The following is a 19,776-nucleotide window of genomic DNA, read 5'->3' as shown; positions in this document are numbered from 1 at the left end:
CTCACCCGAAGAGAGCCTTGGCTATCTCCGCCCTGAGCTCGCCTTCAAACCTCTCTATCCTGGCCTCGAAAGTGTTGTCAACCCTAACCGCGCCGTCGGGGGTCTCAACGACGAGGCCGCCTATGGTGCCGACTGGCTCCCCGAGGCTCACCTCGATCTCCCTGCCGAGCCTCTCGCCCAGGGATTTTCTGAACTCATCGGCCCTCTCTGAGAGGAGCTTCAGAGTCCTCTCGTTGGAGCGAACGACGACGCTCTCGGAACCGAGCTCCCCAACAGCCTGAACCGCAAGGTCAACGAGCATCGGGAAGTACTCCTCGTCGGGAAGCTCCGCAAGCCTCTCACGAAGCGCGGTGATGACCTCCTGGATGAGCTCCTCCTGAACGGCGAGCCTCTTCTTCCTGACCTCGAGGCGGGCGTTGGCTACTATCCTCTGCCTCTCTATCTCTGCCTGGGTCTGGGCCTTCCTCATTATCCACTCGGCCCTGGCCTCGGCCCTCTTCCGTGCTTCCTCCTTGATCTGCTCCGCTTCCTTCTGGGCCTCACTGAGGATGTACTGTATCTTCTGCTCCGCTTCCCTGTTTATCTCCTGAATGATCAGCTCTGCTCCATCCATCCTCCTTCCTCCTCGCTGCTATAAAGAAAGTTTTGGGCGGAGTCAGAAGCCGACTCCGGTAACTATCATGATCAGGGCACCGACGAGACCGAAGATGGCCATGGTCTCGGCCATAGCGGCGAAGATGATTCCCTGGGTGAAGGTCTTCGGGTTCTTGGCGACGGCACCGATACCGGCACTGGCGATGATACCCTGCGGGATGGCGGAGAGGCCGGTGAGACCAACCACGAGGCCGGCACCGAGGAGTATGGCGCTCTTAACGATGTTGTCCATGTTGCTCGGGTCGGTGAACTTGAAGCCGCCACCGAGGATTCCCGAGACCATCAGGATGAGGAACAGGGTAATGAGGCCGTATATACTCTGGGTCATTGGAAGACCCTCAAGGATGAGGGCGTTCTTGAAGTTCCTCTCGTCCTCGGCGACGACTCCAGCTGCCGCTGCACCTGCTATACCAACACCGAAGGCCGAAGCGGCTCCGGCGAGACCGGCCGCGAGGGCGGCTCCAAGGGATACGTAAACTATCGGGTCCATCTTTCATGCACCTCCTTAAGCTTCAAACTCCAACTCGGAAACTTCTCTTTTTGCCCTGAAGGGCTCGAAGGGTTTACCTTCACCTGAATAGAACGTTCCGAAAAATTCAACGTACTGCAGACGGAGCGAGTGGACGAACGCTCCGAGGGCGTTGATGGCGACCGAAAACAGCTGGCCGCCGGCAAAGAGTATGAGACCTATAACTATGCCTATTGGAACGGGGCCTATGCTCACACCCCAGACCATCTGCACGAGGATGTTGATGACCATCGCTATTCCCGCCGTCGCTAGGGCCAGCGCCATCAGCCTCGCGTAGCTGAGCCAGCTTCCCACGAAGCCGAAGAAGTCCGAGATTATCAGCAGCACCGCCAGCCCGCCGTTGTTGACTATCTCCCCTATGGCGAAGAGCACCAGACCTATCCCAAAGAGCGCCTTGCCGGCGGTTCCGGCGCTCGGGCTGTTGGTTCCAAGGACAAGGGTGACTATTCCCAGAATTATGAGCATCCATGACATCTGATCGAGTATAGCGCCTTTCCTGTCGCCGTTCTTGAACTTGACCACGAAGCCGAGGGTGTAGCCGAGGAACAGGTGGGCTATGCCTATCGCAAGTGCCAGCTGGAGCACCACGAGGGCATCCTGGAAGGTGTCCCAGACGCGCGGAACGGTGAATCCAGCGAGGTCGAGGGCGTTGCCGAAGTAGCTGCCGAAGATGGCGCCCATAATCATGGTGAAGAACGAACTGATGAGCAGGGTGTAGGAGAACTTGTAGGTGCCGTCGTTGAACTTCTTGTGCCCCTTGACGAGGAGGGCCGCTATTATGGCTATTATGAGGCCGTACATGAAGTCTGTGAGCATGAATCCGAAGAAGAACGAGTAGGTGAAGGTTATTATCGGGGTGGGGTCTATCTCGTCGTACTTTGGAACGCCGTACATCTCGGTGAGCATCTCAAATGGCCTGGCCCAGGATGGATTTTTCAGTTTTATCGGAATCTCGTCGAGCTCTTCTTTGCTTGGCTCGCGGACGTTGATATATGCCCTGTTCTCGGTAACCCTCTTTATCCCCTCGAGAACCCTGGGAACATCGGCTCTGGGGAGCCATCCGGTTAAAGCAAAGGTCATGTTGGTTCTGGCGAGCATCGGAAGCACGGTTGACTTGTCGCGCTCGTTCTCCATCAGCTCCTGGTAGAAGACGACATCGTCGTAGTACTTCTCTGCCAGCATCTCGGCGTCCTTCTTGGCGCTCTCAAGCTCTTCCTCCTTGGCGCGGAGCTTCTCCTCGTAAACCGATATGAGCTCCCTCGGCGTTCCCTCACCCTCTGGAACTTCGAGCCTTTCGAGGGAGTACTTGGCGAGTATCGGGTTGGCCTTCTCGTAGTCGCGCTTGAGGAAAGCGAAGACCGCCAGAATCTTGTCCTTGAACTCCCTGGAGACGACAACGGCCCTTCCATCGGTGGCCTTCCCGACCTCCTCAACGAGGGGCCTGAACTTGTTCCTGTCAACGGTTCCGACGATTATCTCGAGCATGTCGGTCGATTTGAGGTATGAAACGTCGAGGTTGATGGCCGAGAGGAGCTCAAGAATCGCGATGTCGTTCTTTATCCTCTCGATCTCGGTCTGGGTGGAGGTTATCTTGCCCTCAACTGCCTTTATCTCCGGCTCCACAGTGGCCAGGAACGCCTCAACGTCCTTGATGAGCTTTTCTATGCCCTCGTACCTGTACTTCTTCTTCGCCCTCTCACTCGGGAAGATGAACTCCCTTATGCCGCCCCCGGTCTGCTTCTTATGCACCTTGAGAAAATCGACGAGCCTGGATATGGTTATGCTGTACGAGGCGGCCTTCCTGTGGTACTCGTTCGGCGAGTCCTTCTGGGCCACGTCAACGCTGAGCTCCCTTATCTCGATCACGCCGTTCTCGTGGAGGTAGGTGAGAAGACTGTCCTTGTAGCGGTTGAGCGTGATGACCTCTATTTTGACCATCTCTTCAGGCTTGAACATCGTCAGCTCCCTCTCACGAGTGCTATACCAGCAGAGATGGCCCTCTCAAAGTTGTTGGTGGCCTTCACCTTGAGCTCCTCAATCTCAGCGTTGCCCTCCTCGAGGACCTTTTTGGCCTCTTCCTCGCCTTCGGCACGGGCCTTCTCGACGAGGGCTTCCGCCCGGGCCTCAGCGCCCCCTATAATCTCCCTCTCGAGAAGCCTGGCCTCCTCGCGGGCCTTAAGCACTATCTCCCTGGCGTCCTCTTTGGCCTTTTCAATGCGTGCCTCGGCCTGCTTCTCTGCATCAACAATCTGCTTGATGACGTCCTCCATGATTAGCCCCCCAATGACCCTGAAAACAGGTTTCCTCACACGTCGCTTTTGGCTTCCCTAACCGGTTTAAATAGTTTTTGGCACCCACGCCAAAGATATGACGAGGAAAGAACAGAAATGGACATGAAAGTTGAAAAAAATGTCATATTAACTTTCATTGTTGGGTTTTCTTCTCTCGAGGAGACCCTTCACGCTGTCCAGTATGCTGTTCTTGGCGAAGACTATGACCTGACCCCTCTCAGGGAGCTTCGTGTCGCCGGACGGAATTATCAGGTTGCCCTTCTCGTCGTAAACGGCTATCATGAGGGCGTCCCTGGGCAGTTTAAGGTCGCGGACGTACTTGCCCGCTATCTCGCTGTTTTCGTCGATGGTGAAGCGGACTATTTCAGCACCTTCCTTCGGGAAGAGCACCCTGTCGAAGCCCGGAGTGACTATGTTCCTGCTTATGTACTCCGCCGCTATCTCCTCAGGACTTATGACGAAGTCGAAATAGCGCTTGAGGTCCGTTACCTCCTCGAATATGCGCCTGTTTTTGGGGTTCCCCAGCCTGAGGGAGGTTTTCACCTTGGGGTTCAGGTGCTTCGCCAGTATGCAGGCGAGCAAATTAGCGTCGTCCTTGCCCGTCAAGGCCGCAAAGGCGTCCGCCTGCTTGATGTTGGCCTCCTCCAGCGTTTTCGGGTCGGTCGCATCGCCCTCGATAACCAGGCCGTTGATGAGGAGGGAGAGCTCCTTGGCCCTCGCCTTGTCCATCTCAATTATGGTGACGTCGTGGCCGTCCTCCTCGAGCATCTTGGCGACGAGGAAGCCGACCCTTCCTGCACCCATTATCACGACGAACATCAGTCCTCACCGAGCAGGTATTTGGCTATCTCGGCGTAGGCCGGCCTGGTGACGATGATTCCGATGAGGACGCCGAGTATCGTGGTGAAGGCGAATCCCTTGAGAGTTCCGACGAAGTAAACCAGCAGGAAGCTCATGGCAGCTATGGTCGTCGCCGCGGAGGCGAAGATGACAAAGAACGCCCTTCCCATCCTCCTGAGAACGCTGGCGCGCCTGGTTATCCTGGTGCTCCTCTCGCCGCTGAGCAGCTCGTCGGTTATGACTATCTGCTGATCGACGCCGGTACCAATCGCCGCGATGATACCGGCTATACTCGGCAGGTCGAGGTTCCAGTTTATCAGCGCGGCGAAGCCGAGGATTATCATAACCTCAAAGAGGCTGGTGCTCGCGACCGGTATGGCAATCCTCCAGTTCCTGTAGTGGAAGTACACGATCAGGAGCACCGCTATCAGGGCTGCTATTCCAGCGTAGAGGGCCTGAGTCCTGAAGTTCTCCCCGAGGCGCGGGGATATGAACTCCATGCCGACGACGTTGAGCTTGACCGGGAGCGAACCACTCTTGAGGACGGTGTATATCGTGCTCGCCTCCTGCTCCGCCGTGAGCCTGTCCGGGGCGGCTCCGGTGATCTGAACGTCCTGCTGGGGTTCACCGACCGTGAGGCCCTCACCGAGGGAGTAGGGGCCGTAGAGACCGAGAACCCTCACTATAAGCGCGTGATCTGTCTCACCGGGGGCCCTCGGAACATAGCGAACCGTAAGGTTCATTTCCTCGAGCTGGGTCTGCAGGTCCTGCGGGACGTCAACGAGAACTATCTTATCCTTGCCCTCCGCGAGTTTAGCTATCTCGTCGGCACTCTGGTTGGCGTAGGCGACGACGGTTACGTTGAAGGCCTTGCCGATCCTCTCCATGAGGGTCGGGGCGTTCGGGGCCTCTGCGTTGAAGTCCGTGCTGTTCATGAGCCTGTAGACCGAGTCCGGAACCACCATCAGGGAGTTGACCGGGGGATCGAGGAACATGTCAACGGGCCAGCCCTTCTTACCGTAGGCGAGCTCGGCAAATTTCTCGGCGGCAGATTTCGAAATCCTGAACGGAACTGCCCAGCTGTTGTCGGGCTTTATTTGATATATTCCAACATACTCAACATCCTCGCCGGTTCCGAACACGGTTCCGGTGAACTCCATGTAGAAAACACCCTGACTCTCGATGACGGACTTTATCTGGTTGGCCTCCTCCGCGGTGCTCACGTTAGCGACCTTGATAAGCACTATCTGGTCTCCCTGCGCCTCGACGGTGATGTCCCTCAGTCCAAGGGTGTTAAGCCTCTTCTGGAGCGAGCTGACGACGAGCTGCATCGTGTCACTGTCAACGGGGTGCTCCGTCTGGGCGACGAGGGCAACACCACCGGATATGTCGATTCCATACGTCAGGGGCTTGAAGGCCAGAGTAGCTACGGAGCCCACGAGGAACAGGATGAGCAGGATTATCCTCCAGTTGAGGAGAAGGTTCCTGGTTCTTCTCTTCATTCGCTACCCCCCCTTGCAGGGTTTGAGAGGTACCACTTCAGCACGCCGGCGTTAAGAATCCATGTGTTCATGAAGTCGGCGAGCAGACCAAAGATGAGGACGATGGCTATGTTGTCGATGGTCTGGCTGGTGGATATGATCCAGAGCACGAGCAGAGCGCCGAGGGTTGTGGTGCTCATAGTAAATCCTGTGGAGACCGCGGTCAGGTATGCCTCGTCCAGCGTGTCCTCCTTCCTTCTGAGGAGCTTGGTGGTCAGGAGGATGTTGCTGTCAACGGTGTAACCTATGAGCATAAGCAGAGCCGCTATCGTGGCCGTAGTCAGCTCGATGCCGAAGAGACCCATGAGGGCGACGGCTATCGTCATATCCGAGAGGGCCGAGAAGATTATCGTGAGCGATGGCACGAGGTTCCTGAAGAACAGGAAGACCACCACCGCCATTGCGAGGAACGCGAAGACGAGGGCCCTGATGCCCTGCTGCTGGGCGATTTTACCGAAGGTTGGCTGAACCTCACTGTGGGTGTACTCCGCGTTGGGATAGTCATGCTTCAGTGCGTTTATTATCTCCGTGGGGTCGGTACCGACGGGAGCGTAAACCCTGATGCCGCTGGTATCGACGCTGGTGAAGCTCTCGACCCTCACGTCCACGCCCAGCTGGGCGCTCAGGGTCTTGGCGAGCTCATCGGGGTTCGCATCGATTCCATAGGCGGTGACGACCACACCACCCTGGAGGTCTATTCCAAGCGTGGGGAAGTTAACCGCGAGCAGAATCAGAGCCACGAGGAATACCACCAACGGGTACAGGATCATTCTTTTGTATTCCATCTCAGCTAAAAAGCCAAGTGTTTTTCGTTTCCTTGCCCTCACGGCATCACCGGCCGTGGGCTTTGCCTTGGTTTTAGGCTTCGACATACCTTCACCCCGTCGTTAGTTTTTGCAAAACTTGTCGTTAGTTGGAAGCATGAGTTTTAAAATTAGTGGTTCATGCCTGGAAATGGCCAGCGATGAGCAGATCAAAAGGGGGCGGAGAGGAGGCTTAATTCATGAAATGGCCTTCAAATCGGAACTAAGCTTAATCCCCCAGGAGCTTTCGGAAAATTTCAATAACAGCCAGAACTTAACAGTTCAATGCATTCCAGACCAATTCAGAGCAGTTCAACGGCAGAACGGCCCGCCCATAGTTCCCCGCTCAAGGGCTTAACTTTAAAAAGGGTACGTAATAGGAGCAACAAGAGGTGAGAGGCCATGAGCGAGATAGAGACCATCGGGTTCCACTACGTTGTTGAAGCTGCCGGTTGCGATCCTGAGGTTCTGGGTGACGCTGACAGGATAAGGCAAATATTCCTCGACGCGGCGAAGGTAGGCAACATGGAGGTCAAGTCAAGCTATTTCTTCAAGTTCTCCCCGACCGGTGTCAGCGGCGTCGTCATAGTCGCTGAAAGCCACATCTCGGTTCACACCTGGCCGGAGAGGGGCTATGCTGCTCTGGACGTCTATACCTGCGGCACCAAGGCCGACCCGGAGAAGGCCGTCGATTACATACTCGAGCAGTTCAAGGCCAAGTACGCCCACGTTTCCGAGATCAAGAGGGGCATCGAAGAGGACGACGACACCTACACCCACATGATAATGACATGGGAAGAGGCCCTCAGAAAGAACGGGAAGGAGTAAGAGACCTCATAGAAGCTTTTCTATCTCTTTTACCCTATCCAGCGCGTCGTCCAGGATTTTCTTGACGTTCTCGAGCTTCGCAACCAGCTCGCGGTTCTTTTCCTCGAGAGTCTTGACTTTCTCCCTAAGCTCCTCGCACTCCTCAAGCCCAGCCGGCCTGCCGCCTTCGGCAAGGACCTCGATGTTTCTGACCAGTTCGTCGAGCTGGCCCTTCTTTATGAGCTCGTAGGTCTCCCTGACGAGCTGGCCGGCCTTGGTTTCACCCTTGAGGTGCTTCCTTATCGTTGCCTCCGTCCTGCCGAGCTCTTCCGCTATTTCCCCAACCGTCATCCCCGCCTTCTCCCTCGCTATCGCTCCAGCCGCCACTGCAAGACTGTCCACCCAGGTGAGCCTCTCGGCCGGGTCCTTGATGAGCTCTATGACCTCGGGCCTGAAGAGGGTCGCGAAGAGGAGTATGCTCTCAAGCCTGTGGATCTCCTCCCTTCCGAGCGGGTTGAGGGGAACCTCCACCTTCATCACCTCCCTTCATTTTTACTCAAGCTCAACTATAGCCTTCCTCTTCAGGACTTTGTCGGGGTAAACGACGATTCCCCTGTCCGTTATCTCGAAGGGATGCCTCCTCATGCTGTGGCTCGTTCCGCGCATCTTCCAGATGAGTAATGAGCGCTTGAGCTCGCCGTCAATCTCATCTAAATCAAGCCTTATTATGCCATCAACACCATGCTCAACGCCGGGCCCGCCGAAACCCCTCTCTCCAACGCTTATCTGGCTCACCAGTATGCTCGTGACGCCGAGGCCGGCGAGAACCCTCTTCAGCTGCATCACTACGCTCCTGGCCATGGCCGGCTTGTTGATGTAGAGCGTTGTTACCGAGTCGATGACGACTCTCTTGGCACCTAAGTCCTTGACTGCCGTTCTGAGGACGTCTATGAACTCCCTGATGTCGGTGAGGTCGTGAACTATGTACTTCTCGTACTCCTTGCTCTTGCCTATGCCGGCTGTGAAGGCATCGACCATCGCGAACAAACCATCCTCCTCGTACTTCCTGACGTCCCATCCGAACCCGGCCATGTTCCCCCTGACCTGAAGGGGGTGCTCTTCCAGAGCGACGTAGATTCCGGGTTCACTCATCTGGAGGCCGTTCCATATGAACTGCTGGCTGAAGATGGTCTTCCCCGTTCCCGGTCCACCGCTGAGAAGGACAACGTTTCGCTCCGGAATCCCGCCGTGGAGTATCTCGTCCATTCCAGGGATTCCAGTCTTGACGCGCTTGACCATGAGCGTCACCCCCTTTAGTTACTTTTTGTTATCATTATGCTCTACTCAAAAGGCCTTAAAAAGATTACGTTTGGTTAGAAAAGCTAGCGCTTCCTCCTTATGAACTCCCCCACATCAGTCACGTTCAGAATGAACTTTCTCCTGCTCTCAGGATTTATCCGCCCTATGCCGAGCAGAGTTCCGTTTTCATCGTAGATAACGAGCTTCTTCGTCCCCTGCCAGTCGTACCTCCTCACGCCGCTCCTCGGCACGTCCTTGCCTGTCGTGAAGAGAAAGCCCGCTTTTGGAGTGAGAACCGCGTAGTTCTTCTCAACATTAACGAAGTAGAAGAACTCCACGTTGGGGTAGAACTTCTCGACGAGGTTTCTGTCCACCTTTATCGTGCCGACAAAGGTCCCGTAGGCGTAGGGTTTGATGTTTAGACCCTCAATCTCGGCCCACACCCTCTCGTTAACGGCATAAACGTCCCTAAAGCGACCCTCAACTATCGCGAAGAAGTAGTGCTTCAACTCGCCATACTTCTCGGCCTCGCGGAGGATCAAATCGTATTCCCACGAGGAGGCGCGTCTGTATCTGAGTTCCCTCTCCATGATTCCAGCCTCGATACCGAGCTTAAAAGCTTAGCCCGTCCCGTTCGGAGGACTTACGTTTTCGGGGTAGGCCACGATAACGGTGGCGTTTTCGGGGATTTCCCCTATGTGAACGTGAGCGTAGTAGTCCTCAACGACCCACCCTGCGGTAGAGGCGCTGACGAGGGCCGATATGCCGAGGAGGATCATCGCCACGAGCGAAAGCTTCCACGAAACCTCGATTCCACGGAAAAGAAGGATCATTCCGAAGAGGGACAGCGCCAGCCAGAGGGCAAAAATGGCCGGAAGAAGGGGCGTCTCGTGAATGGAGTCCGAGAGAACCGCGACCGAGCCCAGCGCCCCGGCGCCGAAATACAAAAGCCCAAGAAGCCTTCCCCTGCGGACGCTGGAGGCGGAAAGGTAGTGGAGGGCCAGTATTCCAAGGGCAAAGTAGCAGAGTATAAGGAACGGCAGAGTCCAGGCCAGCTTTCCGTACAGGCTCTCGGGAATGACGACTGAAAACATGACCGCTGGAAAGCCGTAGAACACCATGTTAATCCCCGCCTGAATGAGAAAGAGGACAGGCAGCAGGTAGGGTTTCCAGTCGGCCATAATCAACGTTCGTCCCGGTAGGTATATTTACTTTTCCTTGTCCCTGAAAGACTCATCCACCGGGACGGAAGGGAGTCATCTTTCGAGTTCATCGAGCAGCTCAGCAAATCCTGCCATGTCCGTTCTCTCGAACTCCCTCTCAAACTTCAGGCCGAGCTTCGCTATTTCCTCTGGAGTTATCGTCGTTTCCGGCTCCTCCGCGTTTATCCCGGGACAGCTTTCATCGTAGTAGAGCCACAGCGTTTGGCCCTTGTGGTGGAACGGCTTTTCTCCCTCAACGCCGAGGGGCTTCCTGGAGACCATGAAAGGGTATATCCTGCAGATTATCGGGTTCGCATCGTGAACACAGCACTTTCCTGTCTCCGGGTCGTGGAAGACGCAGCCGAGATCCCACTCCCTTACAGCCAAAACGAAGCGGATTTTGTTTCCTTCCACGGAGAACGTCACGAACTCCTGCGGATCATGACCGGCATTCGCTATCCTTTCTATGTCATTCAACGTCAGATACACGTGCCTCCCCCTGCAGCAGTCAAGGCAGAACTCACACTTGAAGGACACCGGTTCCCTGAAGGGTTTGGGTTTGAATCTCATAGAGATACATTCAAAAAACCGGTTAAAAATGCACCGGATGTTTCCGAAAACTATTCGACGAAATGTTTTTATAAGTTTGAAGTGTACACTACATTTGCAAAAAAGAGTTTTGGAGGTAATACCCATGGACGAGATTAAAGAACCCGCAGGGGATGAGGAGAAGAAGCCGATGACCCCGGAGGAGTACAGGGATGAGATGACCCGGAAGCAGGTGGCCAGCCTGATGGCTCACTGGCAGTGGTACCTGGTTCTGGGAATCGTCCTGCTCGTTCTCGGTATCGTCGGTTTGGGCATACTGCCGTTCATCACCCTGGCAAGCATCGCAGTCTTTGGAGTGTTCCTCATAATTGGAGGCGTCATCCTGATAGCCGTTGCCCTGTTCACCAGCGGTGAGAGCGGGGGAACGAGGATATTTCAGCTTCTGCTGGCAGTGCTCTACATAATAGCGGGGGCCGCAATGCTGGAGGAGCCCCTCCTATCGGCCCAGATCCTGACGTTCATACTGGGCGGCGCGTACTTCATCTTCGGTATCGTCAAGGCCCTCATGGGATTCAAGACCGAAGGCGGGGGCATAGTGATCCTCTCGGGCGTCATCGACTTCTTCATAGGAGTCATGATACTCGCCAACTGGCCCGAGTGGAGCCCGTGGGTCATAGGTCTCTTTGTGGCGATTGAGCTTATAGTTGCAGGTGTGAGCTTCATAGCGCTGTCCCTCGGGGCAAGGTCGATGAAGAACAAGCCAGAGGCCCAGGCATGAGCCGGGGAAAAGCAAAAGAAACGATAAAGAACAAAACCGCTTCCTTTTCCCGTACCTTCTTTTGCCTCAGCCCTTTGGATAGGCCGCCTTAAAGGCCCCCCAGTCGGACTTCGGACCGTAGGTGACGGTGAAGTTAACCATCTCGTGGTCCTTTGGAACATCCCCCGGCTTGTAGAGTATCAGGTGATAGGAGCCGTCGAGGTACCAGTAGGAGCCTGGGGGTATGCGGAAGGTGTACCTGGATATCGTGACCTTCCTAACGCACTCCGCCTTCCTCGCATATGCAGCCCCGCTCCACACGACCACGTCCATGCACCAGCCGGGGGTCTTGAGCTCAAGAACCACGTAGTCCCCGTAGTCCTCGTCACCCTTCAGAACCAGGTTGTTGTACAGATCGACGGCGTTCTCCCATTCCATGCCGCCGAACGTAATGTTTTTCATCACCAGCAGCTGCCCTTTGGGCGATGCAACCCCGTACGGCACCGGGTTGTAGGATATTATTGGATAGTACACGATGTAGAATATCACCAGCCCGAAGAGCGAGGCTATGAGAAGAACCTTAAGACGAAAAGAGGTTTCGTAGGAGAGTTTCATAAAAAACCACCTCACGAGCTTTTAACAGACACTTTGAAAGCCCCCCAATCCGCTTCTCCCGCATAGGTCACGGTGAAGTTTACGAGCTCATATTTCTGAATCGGACCGTTTTTGCGGAAAACCAGAACGTATCCAGGTTCCAGGCTCCAGCTGGATATTTCCCTGGCCTCATGGGTGGGAACCCTGTTGAAGGCGTACTTGCTCAGCTGAAGCTCCCTCGCACAATCGTACTTCCTCACCCAACCGTTGGCCGAGCCTCCCCAGACCCACAGGTCAACGCACCACTGCGGTGTGGACACGGTAATCGTGAGAGTATCGTCCAGCTCATCTTTTCCCCCAAGGACAAGGGCGTTGTTCTCGGCAGTGAACGGAACGGCGTTCGTATATGTGACCCCCGAGATGGAGAAGTTCTGGGCGAGCAGTATCTGGCCCCTGGGAGACTCCACTTTAAATGGGTCGACCTGGTGGGAGATGATGGGGTAGTAGACTATCATGAATATAGCGATTCCAAAGATGAGGGCGAGAATGATAACCTTCACCCTGAAGGCTGCCTCATATGACATTCGGGGTTTATCGCCCTTCCCCATTCAAACACACCTCGGCTCATACTTGTTCAGCGGTGCTTAAAAGTTTTACTGAAGAGAAAAGGTTTTTCCTCAGAACTGGGCGATAAAATAAACTGATGTCAAGGAGGCATAAACCACCTTTCAGGTGTTCAGGTGCCCGTCGAAATGGCCTCCCGTCTCAAAGTCCGCGTAGCCCCTATCTAGCCGCTTTGCCACGTACGGCCCGTTCTTCCGGTAGCCGAACTTCCGGTAGTAGTTCCTGACTCCCACGCCGCTGATAACTAGCATCTTCCTGACGTCGAACTCCTCGCGAGCTATCCTCTCGGCCTCGCTCAAAAGCTCCCTTCCGTAGCCGCGGTGCTGCCATTCATACTTCGGCTTTCCGCCTATCGGCACGAGCGGGCCGTAAACGTGGAGCTCCCTGACTATGGCTGAGGGACAGCAGTTTATCTCCCTCCGGTGGGCCTTTTCACTCGGAATCCTCAGGCGAAGGAAGCCTATCAGGATGTCGTTCTTAGTGTCCTCAAAGCTCAGGAAGAGTTCCTTCCCACCAGCGGCATCATAATCCTCGCGGAGGAGCTTTATGTGCTCCACCTCCGGCTGGATTCCAAACTTCTCCATCATGTGGCCGACTTCCCTAAAGCGAATCTCCCTCGGCCTTATACCGCGCTTTATCAGCTCGTTGAAGACTAACTGACCCAAATTGGAGTGCTTGACGCCGTCAACGATTAGCTGAACCGGTATGTCGCGCTGGATTCTCATGACGCGAACCCACTTGGGGAAGAGCTTGTAGGCCTCGACGAGGAGCTCAACGGCTTCCTCCGTGCGGTAAGGGCGATATTTACCCTCTTTCCACCAGCGGTAGAGGGGAGCATCTGCGGTAACCAGGGTGGGGTACACCTTCAGCATGTCCGGGCGGAACCGGGGATCCTCAAAGATGGCACGGAAGGTGTAGAGGTCGCGCTCAAAGTTGCTTCCCGGAAGGCCGGGCATTATGTGGTAGTTAATTTTCAGTCCTGCGTCGCGGAGAAGCTGGGTGGCCTTGATTATCTCCTCGACGCCGTGCCCCCTTTTAGTCCGCTCGTGGATGAAGTTGAATATCGTCTGGACGCCGAGCTCGACCCTCGTGGTTCCGAGCTTCAGCATCCTGTCTATTTGCCTCTCAAAGGCCCAGTCCGGGCGGGTTTCAATGGTCAGGCCGACCATCCTGACCTTAGCCCTCTCGTTCTTCCTCTGCTCGTCTTCGAGGTAGTAGTAGGGCTTTGAGTGGGTTTTCTCCCATGCTTCCTTAAACTTCGGGTCCTCGTCAAAGACGGACTCATCTCCCTTAACAATTAGCCTGACGAGCTTCTCATCGAGGTTTTCTATATCCCTAAAGTGCGGGAAGTCGTTCATCGCTTTGAAGGCACACTTGACGAACCACTCCTGGTAGTCGAGATCAACCGCTGGAAAAGTACCTCCCTGGATGATGACCTCGACCTTGTCGACGTCGTGCCCTATGTCGGTGAGCTGCTTCAACCTGCGCATCATGATGATGTATGGATGATACGCGCTCTGGACGGCCCTTAAAGCTGAAGGCTCCCTTCCCGTGTAGCTCTGCGGAGAGCCAACGCTCGGCCCGCCGGGGCAGTAGATGCACCTGCCGTGTGGACACGGAAAGGGCTTGGTCATCATGGCGACCACAGCGACGCCGCTTATCGTTCTCGTCGGCTTTCTTTTGAGCAGTTCCCTGAACTCCTCGCGCCTGTCCTCAGGGATGGCCTTGAGGATGTCCGAGTTACCGGGAATCTTCGAGAGATGATACTTCCTGGATACGGCTATCTTGTACCTGTTGAGCTCCTCACGGCCCTTTATCTCGCCGTTCATAACGGCCCTCGCGAGCTCCTCAACGGCCTTCCTAAACTCATCCTCACCCATCTCAACACCTCTCGGCTGGAGTTGAGGCTCGGTTTTAAAAGGGTTTGCTGGACATATTCAGTTAGTGAATAATTCACCAGGTGAATAGAGGTGAGAAAATGAACCGCGACGAGCTGGTGGCGTTCCTTGACGAATACCTCAACGTTCAGGCTTACCCAGACAAGTCGAGCAACGGCCTCCAGGTGGAGGGAAAGGAGGAAGTTGAGAGAATAGCTTTTGCCGTCGATACGACGCTTAGAACCATAGAGCGGGCCGTTAAAGGAAAAGCCGACATGCTGGTTGTCCACCACGGCCTGATATGGGGCGGTCTGAACTACGTAACGGGAATCCACTACAGACGCCTGAAGGCCCTCATGGAGGGCGGAATAAACCTCTACGCCGCCCACCTGCCCCTAGATGCGCACCCAGAGGTCGGCAACAACGTCGAGCTGCTCCGCCTTCTTGGCATTGAGCCCAGGGGCCCCTTCGGCGGGTACAGGGGGCTGAGCGTGGGCTTCTATGGAGAGTTCGATGAGCCGCAGCCGATCGAGAAGGTGGCGCAGGTAATAGCGGAGAAGCTCGACACCACCGTCAAGACCTACGAGTTCGGGAAGCGCAAAATTAAAACCATTGGGGCAATAAGCGGCGCCGGGGCCTTCGCACTTGAGGAGGCGCACAGAAAGGGCATCGACCTGCTCGTAACGGGCGAGTTCACCCACGCGGATTATCTAACGGCCATCGACCTGCCGCAGAGCGTCCTCGTTGCCGGTCACTACAAGACCGAGACGCTCGGGGTTAAAGCGCTCATGGAGGTCGTGAGGGCAAAGCTTGGGTTGGACGTTTTCTTCATAGACGAGCCAACCGGGCTTTGAGCTTCTCCAAGACTTCTTTTTCCTTCAGAATTCTCAGGGTGATTCCGATCTCCGCGGCGTAGCTCAGGATCCAGCCGGGCTTCGAGTTGAAGTTCGAGACGACCCAGAGCTCCGGGAAACCCGCCCGGTGGGCCTTGACAACATCGTAGAGGAGCCTTTGAGGGAACCACTTAAAGGAAGCTTCAAGCTCTATCGCGAGGAGCTTTCGCCCATCCCGCAGGATCGCGATGTCTATCCTCGTGCCGTCGGGCGTTCGGTATTCCGTAACCGCATTCAAGCCGAGCCCCTCGGCGAGCGCGGCGATCTCTCTCGTGAGGGTTTTGACCTTGATGCAAATCACTCCCCTAATGGAAGAAGGGAAGAAAGAACCTGGCTCAGCTGAGCCTTCTCTTAACCTCTTCTATTGCCTCCTCCGCCTTCAGCGGGTTCTTCACCCTGCCCTGGGCGAGCTCCTTCCTTCCGCCACCACCACCGCCGGCGACGCTCGTTATCACCTTCGCCAGCTCGCCGGCCTTTACGTCCAGGCCATCTCCAACGGCAACGACGAAGTGGCCCTCCCTGCTGATGAGGACAACCACCCTGTTCTCCTTCCTGAGCTTGTTGGCGGCCTCGCGGAGGTCGTCCATCGCGCCCTCAACGACGGCTCCGATGAACTCAACCTCCCCAACCTTCTCAGCTTTGCCCTCGAGCTCGTAGACGAGGAGCTTGGCCAGCTCCTTCCTGAGCTTCTCGACCTCCTTTCTTGCCTCCTTCCACTCGCTGAAGAAGCGCTCGGCCGTCTCCGGCACCTTCTCGGGCGGAACGCGGAAGGTCTCGGCGGTTCTCTTGAGAAGCCTCTCGGTCTCCTGCATCCAGTCAACCGCGGCCTCTCCTGCGGCGAAGATTATCCTCTCAACACCGTCCTGTATGCGCTCGGTTCTCAGAATCTTGATCGGGCCTATAAGACCTGTGTTCGGCAGATGCGTTCCACCGCAGGCCTGGACGTCCCAGTCCTCAATCTTGAGCACCCTGATGACCCTTCCAGGAACCACTCCACCCTGGTAGAGCCTGAAGCCGTACTTCATCTCGGCCTCGGTCCTCGGAAGCCACTCCCAGGTCACCTTCCTGTTCTCCATGACGACGCGGTTCGCGAGGCGCTCGATTTCTCTGAGCTCGTCCTCAGTTATGCGCTTGTAGTGGGAAATATCTAACCTGGCCCAGTCGGTGTGGAGCTGGCTTCCAGCTTGCCAGACGTGCTTTCCGAGAACCCTTACGAGGGCACCCATAATGACGTGGGTTCCGGTGTGGTGGCGCATGTGCTGGATTCTCCTGTCCCAGTCGATCCTTCCGTGAACCTTCGCGCCGGGTTTGAAGAGCTCCGGCCTCTCGACCCTGTGGAGGATTACCTTCCCTATCTTCTGAACGTCTATGACCTTGACCTTCTCCTCCCCAACTTCGAGCTCACCGAGGTCGCACGGCTGACCGCCGCCCTCCGGATAGAAGGCGGTCTGGTTGAGAATTACCCAGTCGTCTATGACCCTGAGAACCTCGGCATCAAACTCCCTCATGAAGGGGTCTTCATAGTAGAGCGTCCTCGTGTCGGGCAAATCTTTGACCAGCTCAAAGTCAACGGCGTATTCAGCGGCGGCCTTCTTCTCCGCCTTCTCCGCCTCCTTAGCGACCAGCGTGTAGAAGTTGTCGGGGATCTCAACCCTGATTCCCTCTCTCTGAGCCACCTCCGCGACTATCTCAGGCGTTAAGCCGTGGCTCTCGTAGAACAGGAGGAGCCTTTCGAGCGGAATCTCATCCCTGCCGGCCTTCTTGAGCTTGGCCACCTCGCGCTTCACTAGGTCGCTTCCGCGCCTGAGGGTCTCCTGGTAGCGCCTCTCCTCGACGTTGATTATGTCGAGGATAACGTCTTCCATCTCCTTGAACTCGGGATAGGTCGGCGAGAGCTCCCTGATGTGCATCGCCACTATCTCCGCCAACGGAACCTCGAGGCCGAGCTCGCGGAGGTGCCTTATGCTCTTCCTTATGAGGAGCCTCGCCAGGTAGCCCGCCTTGACGTTGGACGGGATAACTCCATCCGCCAGCATGAAGGTTAAAGCCTTGGTGTGGTCCGCTATGGCATATATCAGCTCGTAGGGCCTCACAGCCTTTGTAAGCTCCTCGACGCTGATTCCGACGCGCCTGGCAACCTGCTCGCGGAGGTACCTCAGGTCGCCCATATCCTCTATGTCGAACATTCCTGCCAAACGGGAGTTCTCCATGAGGATGCGCTCATCTATCTTCTCCACACCCGCCATCCTCTTCAGGGGCTCAACGACGTAGCCGAGGACGGCGTCGTAGGCCGTTGGAGTACCGTGGCTCATCCAGACGAGCCTCTCGAGGCCGTAGCCAGTATCCACAACCCTCGTCTCCATCGGGACGTAGTAGTCACCCTTGATCTCCACAACCTGAGTCGGGTCGGCGTCCTTTGGCGCCTTCTTGTACTGCATGAAGACGAGTGTGGCAACCTCAAGACCGCGGTAGAGCACCTCGAAGGCCGGGCCCGCGTTTCCACCGCCGGCCCACGGGTTCTCCTTGAAGGTTATGTCCTCGGCCTTCATCCCGAGCTCCTTGGTGAAGAACTCGAAGGCAAGCTCCACAGTCTCGTCCATCCAGTAAATCGGCCTGTCCGGGTAGTTGAATGCATGATGAGCCATCATCTCGAATATCGTGAAGTGCCTGCCCGTGATTCCGACGTTGTCAATGTCGGTGAACCTTATTGAGGGCTGGCTTATCGTGAGGGGGTTGGCCGGCGGGTCCGCTTCACCGCTTATGACCCATGGCTGGAAGTCCATTATGCTCGCTCCAACAAGAAGAACGTCATCGCGCCAGCGGGGAAGAACCGGGAAGCGCTTCACCCTCCCGTGGCCGTGCTTCTCGAAGAAGCTCAGGAACTTCTCGCGCATCTCCTCCAGGGTGTACTTCTTTGGTATCCCCGGCTTTCCGATGAACGAGTACTCGTCACACGGCGGGTCTCCGCAGGTCTTCCTATCCGGGTCGAGCGTCCAGAAGAACTTTCCGCACTTGGGGCACTGCTTCCTTATCCACCCCTCCTCCTTAAACATCCTCGTGGTCATGTCCATGCTCATTAGCCTCACCTCTTAAACTGAAGTAGAAAAGGAAGTTGGGCTATTAAGGTTTTCCTCAGTCCTTCGAATCGGGGCCCAGGTCCACATCCACGTCCTCGAACCGCTCCTCGTCGATGTATATCAGGGGGATCTTCAACTTCCGGAGGAACTCAGCCAGCCGTTTCTCGCGCCGCTCCATCATCTCGATCCTGTGCCTCAGGCTTGCGTTCTCTATGGCAAGCCTGTTGGCCTCGTCCACCTTGAGGTTCAGCTGCATACGGAGTTCTATCAGCTCATCCTCCAGCTCCCGGAGCGAGCGCTCCAGCCGGTCGATTTCCTCCAGGTACTCCCGACAGAGGCGTTCCCTTATCATCTCGGTCAGCCCCGCGAAACCTCCTCACCGATCAGGGGGCTCCAGACTCATCATCCCAATCACCCAGGGTAAGAGGAGGACGTTAAAAGGTTTCACCCGCTAAAGATTTAAGGCGTATTCTCCCACGACCATCCATGCGGTCAAAAGTGTACCTCCTGGCAATACTGGTGGCGGTAATGCTCGTAACTTCCGGATGTCTCGGAAGCACGTCAACCCTGAAAGCCACCTCGGAAAAAACCACCACCCTGGGAAAAACCAGAACGGTCACCGAAACCATCACCGTGACAGAGACCAGGTACATCGTAAACCACAGCGCCGAGACGGAGCTGAGGAAAAACCTAACAGCCTGCCTGGAGAATCTAAGGCTTTTGAACACGACGCTGGACAGGACGAGCGAGAGCTTAGATGAACTCCGCGAGAAGTACCGCGACTGCCTGCTGGAGAAGTCAAAGGCCGGGGAAAAATCTCCTCCAGTAGAAATACTGGTGGACGACGCGTATTACAGGAGCGTCATCGAAGACATACGCGGTGCGCGGGAGAGCGTTTACGTCACGATGTTCCTGATGAAGTACGACCCCACCGACAGCTACGACCACGCCAACGACCTGATAAGGGCGCTGGTGGAGGCAAGAAGAAGGGGAGTGAGCGTCCACGTGATACTCGAAAACGGCATCGAGGACAACAGGGCCACCTACGACTATCTCCGCTCCAACGGGGTCGATGTGGTCTTTGATTCCCCCTCGGTAACCCTCCACACAAAGATGGTGGTGATAGACGGGGGGGTGGTTTACATCGGAAGCCACAACTGGAGCGAGGCCGCGCTGGACTGGAATCACGAGGTGAGCGTTAGAATCGAGTCCCAGGAGATTGCGGAGTCGCTCTTGGAGTACTTCGAGGAGATTAGGAGAGGATATTAGGTGGTAAAAATGCTGGAGAGGCTGAAGAAGGCCTACCTGCACTGGCGCTCCCGCTGCCCGTTCGTGAGGAAGCTCGAGGAGTGGAGAATGAGGAGGAAGGCGAAGGAGTTCGGGGTTGAGTTGAAGAGATAGGTTTTGCTGTTTCCCAAGCTCTTTTTCCATAAGCCCTT

The 19,776-nt window shown here is 55.9% G+C and carries 24 protein-coding genes; 6 read left to right on the top strand and 18 right to left on the bottom strand.

The features are described 5' to 3' along the window. Position 1: 1 nt before the first annotated feature. The 7 genes from TIRI35C_RS00360 to TIRI35C_RS00330 form a co-directional block, all read right to left on the bottom strand. The gene (locus TIRI35C_RS00360; RefSeq protein ID WP_188201319.1) at positions 2-613 is read right to left on the bottom strand and encodes a V-type ATP synthase subunit E; all 612 of its coding nucleotides are present in this window, start codon (positions 611-613) and stop codon (positions 2-4) included. Positions 614-655: 42 nt separating this feature from the next. Beyond that, complete coding sequence (locus tag TIRI35C_RS00355; protein ID WP_188201318.1) at positions 656-1,144, bottom strand: V-type ATP synthase subunit K; 489 nt, start codon at positions 1,142-1,144, stop codon at positions 656-658. A gap of 15 nt (positions 1,145-1,159) precedes the next feature. Next, positions 1,160-3,139, bottom strand: coding sequence for a V-type ATP synthase subunit I (locus TIRI35C_RS00350; protein ID WP_188201317.1), 1,980 nt, complete (start codon positions 3,137-3,139; stop codon positions 1,160-1,162). Between the two features lie 2 nt (positions 3,140-3,141). Then, complete coding sequence (locus TIRI35C_RS00345) at positions 3,142-3,453, bottom strand: V-type ATP synthase subunit H (protein ID WP_188202884.1); 312 nt, start codon at positions 3,451-3,453, stop codon at positions 3,142-3,144. 147 nt (positions 3,454-3,600) lie between these two features. Further along, a complete protein-coding gene (locus tag TIRI35C_RS00340; RefSeq protein ID WP_139679911.1) occupies positions 3,601-4,293 on the bottom strand; it encodes a potassium channel family protein in 693 nt (230 codons plus the stop codon). Then, positions 4,293-5,816, bottom strand: a complete 1,524-nt coding sequence (locus TIRI35C_RS00335; RefSeq protein ID WP_188201316.1) for a preprotein translocase subunit SecD — start codon at positions 5,814-5,816, stop codon at positions 4,293-4,295. Before TIRI35C_RS00335 ends, TIRI35C_RS00340 begins: the two co-directional genes overlap by 1 nt. Then, complete coding sequence (locus tag TIRI35C_RS00330) at positions 5,813-6,727, bottom strand: protein translocase subunit SecF (protein WP_188201315.1); 915 nt, start codon at positions 6,725-6,727, stop codon at positions 5,813-5,815. The genes TIRI35C_RS00335 and TIRI35C_RS00330 overlap by 4 nt, the downstream gene beginning before the upstream one ends. Positions 6,728-6,809: 82 nt before the next feature. Between TIRI35C_RS00330 and TIRI35C_RS00325 the strand changes: the two genes are divergently transcribed. Together TIRI35C_RS00325 and speD are read left to right on the top strand one after the other, a co-directional pair. Further along, complete coding sequence (locus tag TIRI35C_RS00325) at positions 6,810-7,016, top strand: hypothetical protein (RefSeq protein WP_188201314.1); 207 nt, start codon at positions 6,810-6,812, stop codon at positions 7,014-7,016. A gap of 44 nt (positions 7,017-7,060) precedes the next feature. After that, complete coding sequence (gene speD, locus TIRI35C_RS00320) at positions 7,061-7,486, top strand: adenosylmethionine decarboxylase (protein WP_188201313.1); 426 nt, start codon at positions 7,061-7,063, stop codon at positions 7,484-7,486. Between the two features lie 6 nt (positions 7,487-7,492). On the opposite strand, the gene TIRI35C_RS00315 is transcribed toward speD, so the two are convergent. The 5 genes from TIRI35C_RS00315 to TIRI35C_RS00295 all read right to left on the bottom strand — a co-directional run bounded on the left by TIRI35C_RS00315 (position 7,493) and on the right by TIRI35C_RS00295 (position 10,536). Continuing rightward, positions 7,493-7,996 carry a hypothetical protein gene (locus TIRI35C_RS00315; RefSeq protein WP_188202883.1) on the bottom strand — a complete coding sequence of 168 codons (504 nt, stop codon included), beginning with the start codon at positions 7,994-7,996 and terminating at the stop codon, positions 7,493-7,495. Positions 7,997-8,017: 21 nt separating this feature from the next. Then, positions 8,018-8,764, bottom strand: coding sequence for a KaiC domain-containing protein (locus tag TIRI35C_RS00310; RefSeq protein ID WP_188201312.1), 747 nt, complete (start codon positions 8,762-8,764; stop codon positions 8,018-8,020). Positions 8,765-8,847: 83 nt separating this feature from the next. Then, the gene (locus TIRI35C_RS00305; protein WP_188201311.1) at positions 8,848-9,354 is read right to left on the bottom strand and encodes a PUA domain-containing protein; all 507 of its coding nucleotides are present in this window, start codon (positions 9,352-9,354) and stop codon (positions 8,848-8,850) included. 30 nt (positions 9,355-9,384) lie between these two features. Next, positions 9,385-9,945, bottom strand: coding sequence for a hypothetical protein (locus TIRI35C_RS00300; protein WP_188201310.1), 561 nt, complete (start codon positions 9,943-9,945; stop codon positions 9,385-9,387). A 75-nt stretch (positions 9,946-10,020) separates the two neighbouring features. Next, on the bottom strand, positions 10,021-10,536 hold the full coding sequence (locus TIRI35C_RS00295; RefSeq protein ID WP_188201309.1) for a YkgJ family cysteine cluster protein: 516 nt from the start codon (positions 10,534-10,536) through the stop codon (positions 10,021-10,023). A gap of 124 nt (positions 10,537-10,660) precedes the next feature. On the opposite strand from TIRI35C_RS00295, the gene TIRI35C_RS00290 reads away from it, so the two are divergent. Beyond that, on the top strand, positions 10,661-11,293 hold the full coding sequence (locus TIRI35C_RS00290; protein WP_188201308.1) for an HdeD family acid-resistance protein: 633 nt from the start codon (positions 10,661-10,663) through the stop codon (positions 11,291-11,293). Positions 11,294-11,359: 66 nt separating this feature from the next. Here the strand turns inward: TIRI35C_RS00290 and TIRI35C_RS00285 are convergent, their stop codons facing one another. The 3 genes from TIRI35C_RS00285 to TIRI35C_RS00275 form a co-directional block, all read right to left on the bottom strand. After that, the gene (locus tag TIRI35C_RS00285; RefSeq protein ID WP_188201307.1) at positions 11,360-11,887 is read right to left on the bottom strand and encodes a hypothetical protein; all 528 of its coding nucleotides are present in this window, start codon (positions 11,885-11,887) and stop codon (positions 11,360-11,362) included. A gap of 11 nt (positions 11,888-11,898) precedes the next feature. After that, positions 11,899-12,474, bottom strand: coding sequence for a hypothetical protein (locus TIRI35C_RS00280; protein WP_246454623.1), 576 nt, complete (start codon positions 12,472-12,474; stop codon positions 11,899-11,901). Between the two features lie 120 nt (positions 12,475-12,594). After that, positions 12,595-14,370: a tRNA uridine(34) 5-carboxymethylaminomethyl modification radical SAM/GNAT enzyme Elp3 gene (locus tag TIRI35C_RS00275; RefSeq protein WP_188201306.1), complete on the bottom strand. Its 1,776-nt coding sequence runs from the start codon at positions 14,368-14,370 to the stop codon at positions 12,595-12,597. Between the two features lie 98 nt (positions 14,371-14,468). Here TIRI35C_RS00275 and TIRI35C_RS00270 point away from each other — a divergent pair, with 98 nt between their 5' ends. Continuing rightward, a complete protein-coding gene (locus tag TIRI35C_RS00270; protein WP_188201305.1) occupies positions 14,469-15,221 on the top strand; it encodes a Nif3-like dinuclear metal center hexameric protein in 753 nt (250 codons plus the stop codon). Here the strand turns inward: TIRI35C_RS00270 and TIRI35C_RS00265 are convergent. The 3 genes from TIRI35C_RS00265 to TIRI35C_RS00255 are packed head-to-tail and all read right to left on the bottom strand — an operon-like array spanning position 15,196 to position 18,689. Next, a complete protein-coding gene (locus tag TIRI35C_RS00265) occupies positions 15,196-15,561 on the bottom strand; it encodes a hypothetical protein (protein ID WP_188201304.1) in 366 nt (121 codons plus the stop codon). The genes TIRI35C_RS00270 and TIRI35C_RS00265 overlap by 26 nt on opposite strands. A gap of 34 nt (positions 15,562-15,595) precedes the next feature. Beyond that, positions 15,596-18,337, bottom strand: a complete 2,742-nt coding sequence (alaS, locus tag TIRI35C_RS00260) for an alanine--tRNA ligase (protein WP_188201303.1) — start codon at positions 18,335-18,337, stop codon at positions 15,596-15,598. A gap of 55 nt (positions 18,338-18,392) precedes the next feature. Then, complete coding sequence (locus tag TIRI35C_RS00255) at positions 18,393-18,689, bottom strand: hypothetical protein (RefSeq protein ID WP_188201302.1); 297 nt, start codon at positions 18,687-18,689, stop codon at positions 18,393-18,395. A gap of 134 nt (positions 18,690-18,823) precedes the next feature. On the opposite strand from TIRI35C_RS00255, the gene TIRI35C_RS00250 reads away from it, so the two are divergent. Together TIRI35C_RS00250 and TIRI35C_RS11185 are read left to right on the top strand one after the other, a co-directional pair. Next, complete coding sequence (locus TIRI35C_RS00250; protein WP_246454622.1) at positions 18,824-19,606, top strand: phospholipase D-like domain-containing protein; 783 nt, start codon at positions 18,824-18,826, stop codon at positions 19,604-19,606. A gap of 9 nt (positions 19,607-19,615) precedes the next feature. After that, positions 19,616-19,738: a hypothetical protein gene (locus TIRI35C_RS11185; protein ID WP_281400296.1), complete on the top strand. Its 123-nt coding sequence runs from the start codon at positions 19,616-19,618 to the stop codon at positions 19,736-19,738. The last annotated feature ends 38 nt before the right edge of the window (positions 19,739-19,776 follow it).

Origin of the sequence: Thermococcus camini (assembly GCF_904067545.1) — an archaeon.
In the GTDB taxonomy this organism is placed as follows: Archaea; Methanobacteriota_B; Thermococci; order Thermococcales; family Thermococcaceae; genus Thermococcus; species Thermococcus camini.
The sequence above is the reverse complement of the archived record's forward strand: the minus strand, read 5'-3'. Positions and strand labels throughout refer to the sequence as shown.

Coding starts and splice junctions, on each gene's coding strand:
- TIRI35C_RS00360 (WP_188201319.1), bottom strand. CDS start 613: ATGGATGGAGCAGAGCTGATCATTCAGGAGATAAACAGGGAAGCGGAG.
- TIRI35C_RS00355 (WP_188201318.1), bottom strand. CDS start 1,144: ATGGACCCGATAGTTTACGTATCCCTTGGAGCCGCCCTCGCGGCCGGT.
- TIRI35C_RS00350 (WP_188201317.1), bottom strand. CDS start 3,139: ATGTTCAAGCCTGAAGAGATGGTCAAAATAGAGGTCATCACGCTCAAC.
- TIRI35C_RS00345 (WP_188202884.1), bottom strand. CDS start 3,453: ATGGAGGACGTCATCAAGCAGATTGTTGATGCAGAGAAGCAGGCCGAG.
- TIRI35C_RS00340 (WP_139679911.1), bottom strand. CDS start 4,293: ATGTTCGTCGTGATAATGGGTGCAGGAAGGGTCGGCTTCCTCGTCGCC.
- TIRI35C_RS00335 (WP_188201316.1), bottom strand. CDS start 5,816: ATGAAGAGAAGAACCAGGAACCTTCTCCTCAACTGGAGGATAATCCTG.
- TIRI35C_RS00330 (WP_188201315.1), bottom strand. CDS start 6,727: ATGTCGAAGCCTAAAACCAAGGCAAAGCCCACGGCCGGTGATGCCGTG.
- TIRI35C_RS00325 (WP_188201314.1), top strand. CDS start 6,810: ATGGCCAGCGATGAGCAGATCAAAAGGGGGCGGAGAGGAGGCTTAATT.
- speD (WP_188201313.1), top strand. CDS start 7,061: ATGAGCGAGATAGAGACCATCGGGTTCCACTACGTTGTTGAAGCTGCC.
- TIRI35C_RS00310 (WP_188201312.1), bottom strand. CDS start 8,764: ATGGTCAAGCGCGTCAAGACTGGAATCCCTGGAATGGACGAGATACTC.
- TIRI35C_RS00305 (WP_188201311.1), bottom strand. CDS start 9,354: ATGGAGAGGGAACTCAGATACAGACGCGCCTCCTCGTGGGAATACGAT.
- TIRI35C_RS00300 (WP_188201310.1), bottom strand. CDS start 9,945: ATGGCCGACTGGAAACCCTACCTGCTGCCTGTCCTCTTTCTCATTCAG.
- TIRI35C_RS00295 (WP_188201309.1), bottom strand. CDS start 10,536: ATGAGATTCAAACCCAAACCCTTCAGGGAACCGGTGTCCTTCAAGTGT.
- TIRI35C_RS00290 (WP_188201308.1), top strand. CDS start 10,661: ATGGACGAGATTAAAGAACCCGCAGGGGATGAGGAGAAGAAGCCGATG.
- TIRI35C_RS00285 (WP_188201307.1), bottom strand. CDS start 11,887: ATGAAACTCTCCTACGAAACCTCTTTTCGTCTTAAGGTTCTTCTCATA.
- TIRI35C_RS00280 (WP_246454623.1), bottom strand. CDS start 12,474: ATGGGGAAGGGCGATAAACCCCGAATGTCATATGAGGCAGCCTTCAGG.
- TIRI35C_RS00275 (WP_188201306.1), bottom strand. CDS start 14,370: ATGGGTGAGGATGAGTTTAGGAAGGCCGTTGAGGAGCTCGCGAGGGCC.
- TIRI35C_RS00270 (WP_188201305.1), top strand. CDS start 14,469: ATGAACCGCGACGAGCTGGTGGCGTTCCTTGACGAATACCTCAACGTT.
- alaS (WP_188201303.1), bottom strand. CDS start 18,337: ATGAGCATGGACATGACCACGAGGATGTTTAAGGAGGAGGGGTGGATA.
- TIRI35C_RS00255 (WP_188201302.1), bottom strand. CDS start 18,689: ATGATAAGGGAACGCCTCTGTCGGGAGTACCTGGAGGAAATCGACCGG.
- TIRI35C_RS00250 (WP_246454622.1), top strand. CDS start 18,824: ATGCGGTCAAAAGTGTACCTCCTGGCAATACTGGTGGCGGTAATGCTC.
- TIRI35C_RS11185 (WP_281400296.1), top strand. CDS start 19,616: ATGCTGGAGAGGCTGAAGAAGGCCTACCTGCACTGGCGCTCCCGCTGC.